11 protein-coding genes are annotated in these 14046 nt (G+C 35.5%); 7 read left to right on the forward strand and 4 right to left on the reverse strand.

Going from position 1 to position 14046, the window contains the following annotated elements; all coding sequences use genetic code 11:
• Positions 1 to 17: 17 nt before the first annotated feature.
• The 4 genes from ACXACQ_RS16605 to ACXACQ_RS16620 all read right to left on the reverse strand — a co-directional run bounded on the left by ACXACQ_RS16605 (position 18) and on the right by ACXACQ_RS16620 (position 5009).
• Complete coding sequence (locus tag ACXACQ_RS16605) at positions 18 to 1151, reverse strand: adenylosuccinate synthetase (protein WP_474977087.1); 1134 nt, start codon at positions 1149 to 1151, stop codon at positions 18 to 20.
• Positions 1151 to 2014: a hypothetical protein gene (locus ACXACQ_RS16610; protein ID WP_474977088.1), complete on the reverse strand. Its 864-nt coding sequence runs from the start codon at positions 2012 to 2014 to the stop codon at positions 1151 to 1153. Before ACXACQ_RS16610 ends, ACXACQ_RS16605 begins: the two co-directional genes overlap by 1 nt.
• A 2-nt stretch (positions 2015 to 2016) precedes the next feature.
• Positions 2017 to 2367 carry a hypothetical protein gene (locus ACXACQ_RS16615; protein ID WP_474977089.1) on the reverse strand — a complete coding sequence of 117 codons (351 nt, stop codon included), beginning with the start codon at positions 2365 to 2367 and terminating at the stop codon, positions 2017 to 2019.
• Positions 2368 to 2663: 296 nt separating this feature from the next.
• Positions 2664 to 5009 carry a S9 family peptidase gene (locus ACXACQ_RS16620; protein ID WP_474977090.1) on the reverse strand — a complete coding sequence of 782 codons (2346 nt, stop codon included), beginning with the start codon at positions 5007 to 5009 and terminating at the stop codon, positions 2664 to 2666.
• 223 nt (positions 5010 to 5232) lie between these two features.
• Here ACXACQ_RS16620 and ACXACQ_RS16625 point away from each other — a divergent pair, with 223 nt between their 5' ends.
• The 7 genes from ACXACQ_RS16625 (at position 5233) to ACXACQ_RS16655 (ending at position 14032) form a co-directional block, all read left to right on the forward strand.
• Positions 5233 to 5922, forward strand: coding sequence for a hypothetical protein (locus tag ACXACQ_RS16625; RefSeq protein WP_474977091.1), 690 nt, complete (start codon positions 5233 to 5235; stop codon positions 5920 to 5922).
• A 42-nt stretch (positions 5923 to 5964) separates the two neighbouring features.
• On the forward strand, positions 5965 to 6579 hold the full coding sequence (locus ACXACQ_RS16630; RefSeq protein ID WP_474977092.1) for a Crp/Fnr family transcriptional regulator: 615 nt from the start codon (positions 5965 to 5967) through the stop codon (positions 6577 to 6579).
• 78 nt (positions 6580 to 6657) lie between these two features.
• Positions 6658 to 8835, forward strand: a complete 2178-nt coding sequence (locus ACXACQ_RS16635) for a toxin-antitoxin system YwqK family antitoxin (RefSeq protein WP_474977093.1) — start codon at positions 6658 to 6660, stop codon at positions 8833 to 8835.
• 110 nt (positions 8836 to 8945) lie between these two features.
• Positions 8946 to 10214: a T9SS type A sorting domain-containing protein gene (locus ACXACQ_RS16640; RefSeq protein WP_474977094.1), complete on the forward strand. Its 1269-nt coding sequence runs from the start codon at positions 8946 to 8948 to the stop codon at positions 10212 to 10214.
• 337 nt (positions 10215 to 10551) lie between these two features.
• On the forward strand, positions 10552 to 12210 hold the full coding sequence (locus tag ACXACQ_RS16645; protein ID WP_474977095.1) for an alpha/beta fold hydrolase: 1659 nt from the start codon (positions 10552 to 10554) through the stop codon (positions 12208 to 12210).
• A gap of 267 nt (positions 12211 to 12477) precedes the next feature.
• Complete coding sequence (locus ACXACQ_RS16650; protein WP_474977096.1) at positions 12478 to 13515, forward strand: hypothetical protein; 1038 nt, start codon at positions 12478 to 12480, stop codon at positions 13513 to 13515.
• 25 nt (positions 13516 to 13540) lie between these two features.
• Positions 13541 to 14032, forward strand: coding sequence for an RICIN domain-containing protein (locus ACXACQ_RS16655; RefSeq protein ID WP_474977097.1), 492 nt, complete (start codon positions 13541 to 13543; stop codon positions 14030 to 14032).
• Positions 14033 to 14046 lie beyond the last annotated feature (14 nt).

Genomic DNA, 14046 nt, shown 5'->3' on the forward strand with positions numbered 1-14046 from the left:
CACTTCAAAGTTGGGGTTTACCCATAGGGTGCTATATTGGTGGCTGCTGGACCTTTACTAATCAGTACTGTATCAAAGTCATGATTTAACTGCTTTAATAAGTTAGAGATATCAAAATCAGGTAGATGATCGAGGCAAGTAATTACTAAATTTTTGTTTATTGTAATGTGAGGATGGTCAGCTAAGTCACTGTCCAAGGCATAGCATAACAATTGAGGATCTAGTGCAGCAGTTCTAAAATCCCCCTGAAATTTGTTGGTAACATTGGTTTCAGCTTCATTACCAATGAGTTTAACGGCAGTGTTACTACTCATTGGCCCATTGCCATGCCTAGTTTGATAACACCTGCTGACAAAGTAAATGTTTACATCCAAATTACTACTTTCCCAATAAGTCTTTAATATTTCGAAAGCGTTTAGCGAGGTAGTGTTACTCCATGTGGTATGAGGATATATGCCATGTTTAGTATCTAGCAAAATACCCTGACTACCTTCAAAAATCATGTGATCATAATCATTACTTATCTGATCAAATTTCTTTACCGTATAAAAAGGCTTTATTTTCTCACACGCCTCAGAGAATTCAACATCATTATAATGCTCTAATTCTTGTAAAAATATACTCTTAAGGTCAGAGGACTTATCTTTAAGAAGATCGAGGTAGTAATTTTTTATACTTAACAATCGGTTTTCCAGCACCCAACTGTATGCGAGGTCTTTAGCAAAAAAGTATACTTCATTTCTATTGCGCATGATAGTAGCGCCAAAACCTAGCCCACATGAGCCATGTTGATTAACTTTCTCTATCGCCCTATTGTAGGCTATGTCATAAGCGGTAGTGACCATAGCCAGCGGATCTAAGATTATCTGGGGTCTATATTGTTTTAAAAAGTTTCCTTCCAGCAGAATGGCAGGAGGGAAGAGCGTACAATAAGATGAATAAAATGTAGGCACACCTCTTAAGGTACCAGAACCGAAGTTGCTAAAAGTGTGCGTAAATCCATTAAGTGAAACGGTATGCCCCACTTGGTGTCCTCCTGAAAATCGTACAACCAAACTTGATTCAGGGTTAAAAGATGCCAAATAATCAGTGGTTAAACCTTTTCCAGCATCTCCAAACCCTAAGTCTATTACTATGCTACATGTAGTCATTATAACATGTCTTCTATTTCAATATCGTCAATACTATTGCTAGTATCCGTGCTACCATAATTAGGTTTAGAGTGGCTAATTACTACATCTGCTATTCTTTTGGCTACAGTTCTAAAATCTGGTATTTCCATAAAGTTTTCACCTAACAATTCCTTCCAATTTCCCTTTCGCACGTCAGATTTAGAATATTCATTATGTTCTAAGTGAAGGTGAAAAATATTGTACTTTTCTTGGGCTTCTTTAATAATCTCGCTGGTGCTTACAGTTCTGGCTTCTTCAGCAGGTGTATATCTCTTAATGATATCAGCAGGTATTTCTTGTGCCACAGGCTCGTCACCTATAGTGAATAAAAACCCTTTTTGTCCTCTTTTTTCAAAGCAATCAATGGCAGTATGTCTGGCTGCAAATAAGTGAGCCATATTGTAACTTTCGCAGTTGTTACCTCCGCCACCGCCTTCAATAAACACTTTGGTCAACCACCTATCGAGTAATTCTGCTGATGATTCAAATTGACCAACTTGCAATGGAGCTGAATCGTAAACGAAATCACCAATACCGAGAAATAGTACTTGGGGGTGTTCTATGCCTGCTTCCATCAATGAGCCTATAAGATCGGGCAGCGTTTCTTTAACTATGAGCTCAGGCAGTACGCCCATGCTACCGGTTACATCTAATGCCACTATAATAGAAAGTGTTTCCGGGTGCTCTTCAGAGTCCCTTGATTCTCTTAATGAAATAGACGCTGGATCCATTTCAGGATCTATTTTTACTGAAGTAAAGATTTCACTTCTACTTTTATTGCTGTATCCTTTTGAAGCACTCAACTTTCGAAATGCTTCATAACTGAATCTTCCTCCTCCCATTATTATAGTATGTTTAAATCTTGTCCAAATAAATATTTATATCGTTTCGCAGCCAAATCAAGCTTTATCTCCAAATTTCTGATTTTAACAGCCATTTCAAGATCTTTATTTACGTATTGTTGAGCATCAAAATCAGAAGCTAGTACTAGGCTGTTAGCATCAACCGGGCTTAGATCTAGCATATTTTCCTGGTCTCTTTTTAATCTTTTTAAAAGCAACGATAGGTCTTCTACCTTGCGCCTGTACATCAACTGAGCATCTTCAACTATGGCATTTGCTCGATCGTCTCGTATTTTGTCATTATTGCGTTTTAGAGAACCTAAAAACGCTCCATTATCAAGGTTGTCATCCATAACTTTTTTGATTTATTCTTTCAACAAATTTATGGCATGTATGAAATAAAGCAATCACTGTATTCAGGTATTTTGCCAGATTAAATCAAATAAAATCACTTAATTGCCTGAAGTCAACAAAAGGTCGGCTTTGTACAGAATATAATTATTTTCTGAATAGATAAGAATGCAAAAAAAACTCCCAATCTTCTCAGCTTAGATTGGGAGTCAATACCTTTCAGATCAAAAAAAGAGTATTTATAGCTATAGAGCATGAACAATATAAATACTCACCATTTTGCAATATGTATTTGTATTTATTCTTTTCCTATGGTGTCTTCAAACATCTCATATATGCGTCTATACTCATCCGCCCAACTAGTGGCTTCAATAAAACCATGCCTTTCTAGAGGGAAAACTGCTAAATCCCAGTTTTTCTTTCTCAACTCAATCAACCTTTGTGACAAACGAACAACATCTTGAAACTGCACATTTTGATCTATCATACCATGTAGCATCAGCAATCTTCCCTGTAAACCTTCTGCATAATTGATAGGTGAACTGCGCGCATAAGCAATGCTATCTGCAGTAGGAGTGTTGAGAATATTGGCCGTATAGTCGTAGTTATAGTGCGCCCAGTCTGTAACAGATCGTAAGGCAGCACCAGACTGAAAAGTTTCTGGAGCCGTAAACATGGCCATAAGTGTAATGAAACCTCCATAAGAACCACCATAAATACCAATTCGGTTTTTGTCGATCCCTAGGTTTTCTACAAGGTATTGTGCGCCATCTATTTGGTCTGATAGATCTTTACCGCCCATATGCCTATAAATTCCAGTTCTCCAATCACGACCATAGCCATCACTGCCTCTATAGTCAATATCCAAAACGGTGTACCCTTGGTCAGATAATAAATTATGGAACATATACTCTCTGTAATACAAACTCCACCAATAATGCACATTCTGAAGATACCCCGCACCGTGCACAAAGATTACAGCCGCACCGTTGCTTTTGTTTGGCTTATAAAGTCTGGCAGACACATCAGCACTATCACTAGCTTTAAAACGAATTACATCAGGTGCCTTCCAATTATAAGCCTTAAAGTCATCAGTTACCGAATTAGTGATTTGAGTCATGGTTGCCCCTGGCTGATTTTTCATAATGAATAGCTCCCAAGGTCGATTACTATAAGAATGAAGTACAGCCAAAGATTTCTCATCAGGAGAAGTATAGGCTCTATTACCACCTTTTTTTGTAGTAATCTGGATCATTTTTCCTCCACCGACTGATAGTTTATAAAAGTGGTTTTCATGAGGTGATTTGGCGTTACTTTGAATATAAAACCATTTTTTATCTTTTGATAGCTGGGCACTTCTAATTTCAAATTGCCCCTCAGTTAAAGGTTTCTTCTCATGGTTGTTGATGGAATAGGTGTAAATATGAGAATAACCTGTTGCTTCTGACTGAAACCAAATGGTCTCTTTGTTTAACCACCCATAGTTCCCAGGGTGAAAATTCCATGAACTAATACCTGGGCCACCAATCCACGCATCATCATGCTGACGGTCTATCAATTCTAATTTGCCAGTGTTTAAACTTAACAACATCAACCATCTGTCTTTATTGTCCAGTGCTCTAATATCTACCAAAGCCCGACCATCTGGCGAGTAAACCGGGCCATGAATCACCACATTTCTTGGTGTTTTATAGTATGAGGAGTCAGCACTATTATATTCTTTGATGTATTCAGGTTTATCGTATATGCCTTCTATTTGTTTGGTGTCTACTGTGAAAACCGTATCATTTTTAATGTCATATATGGCCATTTCATAGGTATCTTGGGGTGAGGAAACCTTAGGCCTAGAATGCCGCTGAGAAGTATATCCGCTTTCAGTGACAAAGTCTGTAACATTGGTCGATGGAGTATGTACATTATGCTTTAAGCGATAAGTCACATAATTCAAGTCAGGACTTATTGCAATGTTTGATATCTCTCTATCTCCCAAGTATATTTCTTTGGGTCTTTTTTGCTTCAATGAATCCCTTAAAACCTCATATGCTTCTGACCTTTGCTTTCTTTCGTTTAGCACGCCAAATAATCCCATTTGTTGATTTTCCAGCCATTTGTCTTCATTGCCTTTGATGGCAGTTTTTAATTTTTCATGATTGATAAAATTAGTAAGCTGTACTGTTTCCCCATTTTTCAGATTCCAACTAAATAGATTATTTGATCTTTGATAAACCAATGTCTGATCATTTTTATCAAAAGAAATAACACTTTCCTTTTCGATTGTATTAGTAACAAGCCTCGCTTTTTTGTCTTTAATGTCCCATAGATACAAGTCTCCTTGCTTATCATATGCCATCAAATTGCCCGAGTGATTGTAAAGGCCATCCGGTATTATGTTGCGCTGCTCATCAAATGTAACTTCGCTAATTTCACCAGAAGCAATCTCTACCTTATATAAACTTCTTATGGTTTCCATTTTAGGATTCCAAGAGAAGTAAACATACTTGCCATCTTTACTCCATTGTATATCTTCAGGAAGATATCCTACATAACGTTCACCTTTCATTATCTCATTGAGCTGAAGTGAAGACGGCTGTTGAGCCAGAGCAACGGTAGTGCTAAACAATAAAAACAATAGTAATTTTTGCATAATATGAATTTAAGCTATAAAGATAGTTAATGGCCATGATGTCATTAAAGGATGTTCTTTAAGCGGGTAATTGCTAATGCTAATTGGCTAGACACTAGTTATATAATAGACTTTATATTTAAAATCAAATCACTTATATTTGTATTAAATAAAATTATATAAAAATAATCACACTAATAATGTTTATTTGGTCTAATTATTCATGAATTAAATAGTCATAATTATGGAAGAGCACATTCGCAAAACACAGTATCAGATTAATGATGTTTCACAAAAAAAGGCATCATTAGAGGCAAAAGGCGGACTTTCCAAATTCTTTTCTTATAGCAAGATTTGTAAAAAGTTGTCTGTTTTAGAAGAAGAGCAATTTAACTCTATTGACAATTATTTAATTCAAACTGACAAGGATTATTCAAACACCGTAAATGATATATATGATTTACTTGCCACCGATTATATAGAATTTAATGTATATACTACTCCCGTTAGCTTTTTCGGGTCACACGCTAAAGCCTTAGAAGGCACCATATTTCCTAATGGGTATAGTTATACAGAGTCGTTAAATTCAGACTTTCCAATAACAGCTTGGGAAATATATTCATTTGCGCAGTCATTTTTAGGTAGCGTAAACCACTGGGGCAAAGTACAAATGAAGAAATCCGAAACTTCATATGATTTTTTAGGCAAGACACTTCCTCAAAAACTTGCTGGGCATGTAAGTTCGAATGGCACCATTGAAATTAAAACCATTAAGACAAAAAGAGAATTAACAAATTCATATATGATTGGAAAAATTATAGCTAATCATTTCAATTATGATGAAAGTAAAAATGAACGCTTTCAGGAAAAGAGAGCAATTATTAATCAAAAATTGTATTCCTATTGGAATCAGCTTAAAAAAGAAGCAAAATAAGCATAATATAACTTTCAACCTAAATAACCATTTTTAATAATTATGAGAGGGACTCTACCTTCAGACGTTAGTACTTTATTTGATTTTTTTAATAGTGTATCGCCTCTATCCAGTGAAATTCATAATGATGTAATTGAGGTTCTTCACCGGAGAGCTTACTCCAAAGGAGAAACTATTTTAAGTGTAGGGCAAGTAGATAATAAATCTCAATTTGTAATTAGAGGGGTGGTTTTACAATCAGTATTTGATGAAGATGCTCCTGTGACTGTAAATATTACCCCCGCTGGTTTACCATTCAACAGTTTGAAAAGCTATATAGAAGGTTCTCCTTCCATAGAAACACATGAAGCGCTTACAGAGGTAGAGGTATTCTATATTCTCAAAAAAGATCTTGAAGCGCTTACTAAAAAACATCATGAATTTTGCTTATTCATGTTCAAGCTGCATGAGGGTATTTTAATGGACCGTGAAAATAGAATGTTTCTTTTGCAATATCGCCAACCCAGCAAGAGGCTAAGATTATTTATGGAAAATGTAGACCGAGCCAACGCTATATTGCAACACACACAAGACAAACATATCGCAAGCTACCTCAATATGACCCCGCAGCAATATAGTAGAGAAAAAAAGAAATATTACCGTGAGGTAGTGGTGTAACCATGAGTAAGTTACTTCCTGGCAACTTTTCATAAAACAAATAAGTGTTGTTTTGCAGATTTAACGATTATCTCACACATGAAACAACTATTGATTTTATCACTATTACTTTTTAGGCTAACAATTTCTGTTGCTTTTGCGCAATCAGATACTTTATACATGGATTATCGCTACAGTATTACGGACTCTAAATCCAGTGCTGAATACTATATAACTAAACCCATAGAAAATAAATCAGGCTGGTTAACGCAAATGTATTATAAGGGTGGTCGATTGATGACTGAAGGCCTTTCAACTAGCAAATCGTTGATAAAATATGATGGTACAGTAAAAAGATATTATGCAAATGGAGCGATACAGGAAAAATCAGAATACAGTAATGGATTAGCTGTACAATCCACTTTCTATGATGACGCTGGTCGAAAAATAGGCAGTGGTACTTACTCGGGATTAAACCCTAATAATGGAACTTTTCTCTTAGCGCGTGAAGAAAGTAACGTAGTTATTAATGTAGAAAATGGAAATTTAAAAAAAGCTATAAAACACATGAAGGCTCCTAACAAAGGAGCTAAAGAGATTACTACCATTATACCCCATAAAAGCAGCCAAGAGCAATGGTACAGAGTAATTAGTTACGGAAAGAATGGTATGTTAATTAGCAATGGCACCATTCACAACCAATCACCATGGGAAGGTACTTTTTCTCAGATGAGGCATGATCCATATAGCATTTATAGCAAAGAGTACTTTCACAACGGTAAGCTGAAATCAAAAAAAATCTATTATTCCAATGGAAAGCTTCAGGAAGAAAACCTATACAGTAATAATAAGCAAACGTTAAAGGTTTTTTATTCCGCTAAAGGAGACGTTATAGACACTCTATTCTATAGAGAGGGTTTTCCATATGTTGGCCTAGAAAGAGAATTCTTTTATAAAGAGCCATACCCCAAAACAGAATACACATTATACAAAGGAGAAAAACATGGAGTTTATAGGAAATATTATAATAATGGTAGATTAAGAGAGAAAGGCCAGATGTCTCATGGTCAAATTCAAAATTGGGTAAACTATTATTCGCCAAATGGAAAACATTTTTGCAAAGGTTATTATAAAGAGGGCAGACCCTATGAAGGTGGGTTTGTTGTAGATGTTCAAGTGGATATAGAAGATGAAACACACGCCTACATACATAGGATGGAACAATACCACGAGGGTAAAGTCACTAAGGATATAGAGTATTTCTCTAATGGGAATCATTTCATCAATGATAAAACACTGAATTTAGAAACATTTTTGAATGCAAAAGGTGATACCATTAGCTCTGTTAGCTATAAGGGTTATTACAATATTGAAAATGGTGTTCGCTTTAGGTGTCACCCCAGCGGTGTGGTGAAAGAAAAGGTAACATACAGTAATGGAAATTGGGTTTTGGAGGAAAAATTTAATGAACAAGGTTTATTAATAGAGGTTACGGAAAGATCTGAAGACAGTAAACCGACTAAGAGACTTTTATATTATACGAATGGAAAGCTAAAGGACCAGGTCACTTACACCGATTACTCTGGAGGCACGCGTCATACTTATTATGATAAAAACGGAAAAGAACTAGCTCAATTTTATGACAAATATGGTGATGAAGACGGGACTGAAATCTTCTTTAATGAAGACAGAATATATAAAATGGCTTATCATGAAAATGGAAAACTTGTCAGAAATAAAGAATTTGGTTTAAACGGGATCATATTATATGATAGAACTGATAATGGTAAAGCGTATTTTTATAACTATTGGGGTGAGATCATAGGAAAAGGAATATACAAAGATGGAAAACCTTATGATGGTGATTTCTATACTTATAAAGATGGTAAAATATATGGTTTAGCACAGTATAAAGAAGGAGAACGAAACGGAGCGTTTTTAGAGTATGCATACAAATCTATTGACCTTAATTTAACCCCAGTTTCAGAAAACCACTATAATAAAGGAGAACTACATGGGGTGAGTAAAAAGTATTATGAGGGTGCTTTACTTCAACAGGTAACTTATGAGCATGGACTTAAAGCAGGGAAAGCTACATTCTATGATAAAAATGTGGGGGTATTAGCAGAAGGTTTTTATAAAGCAGGAAAAGAGTTCAATGGTTCATTTTGCAGCTACAATAATGCAGGCCTCCTTTTATCTAAGCAAACATATAAAGAAGGGGTTAAGACTGATGACATAAAATATGATCACAAAGGCCAGGTAATTAATAATTAGCACTAGCTAAATACCGGCTAAACATGAAGTTACTTCCGTTATTATCTGGGGGTAACTTTTTTGCTTTTTAAAATTCGTTGTTTTGCCACAAATTGAAGCAAGAGAAGACAATGAAACGCACCATTCTATTTTTCACAATATTTCAGGGAGTATTCGCCATGGTTTCTGGGCAGTCGATTGATTATCGCAAACATGCCAGTAATGAGAATGATATAAAGAACTATTATCGCTTAGATAGTCTTGTGCAATATGGTTTAGATATAGACAAGAACACTTGGGATTTACCACAACTAAAGCAAGTATACGAATATAATGATAGCAACCAGGTAGTCTCTTCAGAATTATGGAATTGGGATTTAGCAGAAAATGAATACAAGCCTGCCAGCAAAGAGACAAACGAATATGATGCTGATGGCCTTTTATCTGAGACTACATGGTATATTCCAAATACAGAAGGTGGCTGGATCACCTCACAAAGGGAGTCTTATCAGTTCTCAGCTACAGGATTACTCGAGGAAACTAATCGCTATGCGTATGACATTATCTCTTCATGGATGTTTGTAGAGAAAAACAAATACCAGTACAAAGACGGTCATATTGACAATAAAGTAATGTATTTACCAGGTTTAAATACTGGTGATGAGTTAACTCGATTTATGACTTATATATATTCTTTTAGAGGACCATACATATCTACAACTTCAGTTTTTAGACATGATAGAGATGGAGATAAGGAAGTATATCACACCAGCTATAATTATGATTATTTTGATAAAATGTTCATTGAAAGAAATTGGATATATAATGAAGATTCCAGCAAACTGGTAATGGATTTAGTAAAAGGCTATAATTATGATGATAATGATCATTTAACTACCATCACTACTATAAATTATGTAAACGGGCGGCCCGATTCAAAAATGAGAAGTGATAATTACCATTTTAATTTGGACATCACTAAAGAAAAGCTATTGCTACCAAAACTAGATGATAGGGAGGTTAAAGCTTTTCATCATATGGTAATGGATAAAAACATAAGTATATATAACTCCAACACAGAAAGATATGATAAAACAGGAGAAGTAAAATATTACTATACAACCTTGAAAGATCATCAACCAGAAAAAAACATAACCGATATTCCAATAATTAATGAGAGCATAAAGCTTTACCCTAATCCAACATCGGGGAGCATTATGTTTGAATTGCCTACTGGTAATATTTTTAATATTAAAATCATCAATAATATGGGGGTAGAAGTTTTTAACTCCACTATTGAAAATAACTCCATAGATATAAGAAGGCTAACTACAGGAATCTATTATTACGAAATTGAAGGTGGGAATAGATTTAAAGCAGGCCGTATTATCAAAGAATAACCAAGAACATACTGTGTTAACTAAACATAACCTAAGGTTGGGCAGACTTCCATTGCTCAACCTTTTTTCATACTAAGTTTGGTTTTACTAAGTGACTAGAGATGGCCAAGTTATTAAAAAGCCCAAATAGTAAATGACTATCAGGTATAAACCTCAAAATTATTCAAGCAAAAAGCAGATAAAATTAAATAAAAACGCATTCATCTAAAGGCTTCTAATTCAGCTCTATAAAATTGGTTTATCTCCTTGTGGATGATTTACTGGTTAATTGGCTCAGTAGATAATTTTTATAAATTATTTATCTTAACAGCAAGTTTTTCCCTGATCTCCATAAACTATGAAGCCCGTTACACATTACACTAAAAGTGGACCAATAAATATTGCTTATCAAACCTTTGGTGCTGGCAGCGTAGACTTAGTGTATATTCCTGGATGGGTATCAAACATTGACATGATGTGGAGCTGCCCAGAATTAGTCAGTTTCTTTACAGAGTTATCAAAAACAGTTCGACTTATTTTATTCGACAAAAGAGGTACAGGCCTCTCCGATAGAGTTGTAGAGCTCTCTACTTTAGAAGAACGTATGGACGATATCCGTGCCGTAATGGATGCGGTAGGCTCGGAAAAGGCCATTCTTTTTGGACATTCAGAAGGAGGCTCTGTATCAGCTTTATTTGCGGCTACTTATCCTAATAGGACTATATCACTAATTACTTTCGGAGTTTTTGCCAAGAGAAGATATGCCGCAGATTACCCATGGGCTCCAACTGATGAAGAGCGGCAGGTGGTTTATGATATGATAGAGAACAGCTGGGGAAGTGGTGAAATGAACCTTGCATCATTAGCACCATCAAAAGCTAACGATGAAGAGTTTATGGAATGGCTCTCTAGTTATTTTCGCTCAGGTGCCAGCCCTAGTGCCGCTATGGTGCTTACTAAAATGAACACCGAAGTAGACATTATAGACATATTAGGCTCTATAAAAGTCCCTACATTGCTCATGCAACGCACTCAGGACATTGACGTTAAGATTGAAGAGGGCCACTTTATAAAAGAACGTATCGCAGGAGCTAAATTCATCGAATTTGAAGGTGATGATCATTTATTCTGGGCTGGTAATACTACCGAGGTACTTGATGCGATGAAAGCATTTATTAAAGAGGATCAACCCTCTAAGGTGTATGACGAACAGCTTTTTACTATTGTAGGGGCTAAAATAGTTGCTCAAAACTCGCAACATAAAGAATTGATAGGTCAGATAGTAGCACAATATAGAGGACACATTTCTAGCTTTGATAACAATACCTTTTTGCTTGCTTTTGAAGGGCCAACAAAAGCTGTCAACTGTAGCACAGCACTATTGAAAGCTTTAAACCGCCATCAATGTCAATTAGATTGCGTGATACACATTCAAGAAGGAAATATTAGTGAGGTGGCTGCTGATGACAATGACGTAAAGCATGCTATCATTTCCATATTAGAGCAAGCTAGTCCAAATGAAATACTAGTCACTCAAACGGTAAAATATTTACTTTCTGGAGCAGGGTTCAATTTTAGAATTAGTACTGCTAAGTATATATCAAATGATGGCGATATACTGGAGCTATATCATGTTAGTGACCCTAATTACTCTTTTGAAAATGGCTCTATTACCACAATGCTGCCAAGTACTCAGCATAATTCTTTCCTTGAAAATGTGCTAACAACAATTGAAAAGCATCTTAACACTGATTATTTTAATGTTGATAGCTTGTGTAGAGAACTAGAAATAAGTGAGCGTCAACTGCAACGAAAATTAAAAACCTTAACTAATAAGTCTCCAAATCAATTAATATCATCAGTAAGGCTGCATAGAGCTAAAGAATTATTGATGAACAATCAAAACAACATATCTGAAGTAGCCTTCCAACTCGGTTATTCAAATCCGTCATATTTTTCCAAGTGTTTCAAAAAAGAATTTGGGATCAGCCCCTCAGAGATTCAGTTAACCAACTAATGCTAAGTTTATTATAGCATGCATTAAACAAGCAATATAAAACACTCTATATTGCTCTACTTATATCAAGAGTATATGAGGTCGGATTTTGACCAGAGCCTGTCGGTAAATTGCATAACATAGGCGGAATTTTAATAACTACTAGGTTATATATATAACTAATTTTGCTTTATATAAAACAATTAAATTAATGAATTATACTATAATTAATTCTACCTAGAATTAATTATAAGTGTGATCAGTTCGTGATTTTAAACATATAAAGCAATGAAAAGATTAAAATTAAACTCTAAGAAACTCAATTACGCTATCGCAACAATTGGCTTAACCGCTGCGATAACTCTTTCTGGCCAGCATGCACATGCCCAACGTGTACAAGAAAAAATTGGAGGTGGGAAATACGGAAGCAAACACGATGTATTAGTTATTAACAATGACTTTTCCAATAGCGATTGTGGAATAAGACTTCAAAATAACGACAATGGTTATTTCATATGGCAAAGACAAGCAGATAATAAGTTACGTATTTCTTCTGGAGGTGATGGCCATAATGGGCCTATGCAAAATGATCTCTTCCAAATGGATTTCACGGGGAATATGGGTATAAGAGGGGAGTTATTTAATATCAATAATTCTACACTTATTGTTTCAGATAACCTTAAAGTAAAAGGTGCTTTGAATCTTACTGGAGCCATTACCAGTACTAATAATAAAGTGAAAATTAACGATGCATTAATAGTAACTGGAAACATTTCTAATGACACAGGCCTATTAACGATAGATGACGACTTAAAGGTCAATAACAGCCTTACAGTCAATAATAAACTCACTATCAATCAGACTTTACTGACTAAATCTACCAGTTCATTTAATGATAAATTAAGCATAACTGCCGGAGGGTTAGACGTTACAGGAGCTGCTATTTTTAACAACAATATGCAAATTAAAAATGGCATGGAGGTTACAGGCCCTGTTACTTTTAATAACAATATGACCATAGCTGGTGAGATTTTAGCTAATGCTGTTACACTTAATGTAGGCTCTTTTCCAGATTATGTTTTTGATGATAGCTACCAACTGATGCAACTTCATGAAGTAGAATCATTCATTAGCCAGCACAAACACTTACCTGGAATGCCTTCGGAAGCAGAGGTATTGGCTAATGGCATGGATGTAAGCCAAGTAAACCTGTTATTAGTAGAGAAGGTGGAAGAACTCACATTACATACCATTTCGCAGGAAAAGGAAATAGAAGCGCTAAAAATTGCTTTAGCGGAAGTTTTACAAAAGTTAGAGAACAGATAATTTATCACTGCTAAAGTAAAATATCATGAAAAAGTATCTTATACCCTTAATGTTGAGCTTAGTTTTTAGCAAAGTATCAGCACAAGAGGCTTACAAGGCATTTACACTTGAGTTAAAAAGCTCTGATAAGTGCATTACTTACACTAATGGCATTTTAGTAATGAATGAAAAGCATGAAGAAGCGAATCAATTATCACAACTTTTTACTATAAAACGTAATGAAGATCACTCGGTGTTAATTGTCTCTTCGGCTAACAATGCTATGTTTATCAAGCGTGATGGCAACCAGGTGATGGCTGCCACTTTTGAAGAATCCGATTTGGCAGATTACAAATGGAACATCAACTACGCAGGTAATGGCTATATCAACCTCACCAGCACATCCAATACCGATTTGTCGCTTCACGTCTCTGACGGCCAATTTCAGTTAGCAACACCTCCTAAATTAGTCAATAGTAGTGATGCTGCAGCGGATCAATTTCGGTTTAAAATGTCGGCACACGCCAATACATTTTAGGTAAAACATACACG

The sequence above is a fragment of the Fulvivirga sp. AWR4_260 genome (assembly GCF_056158185.1).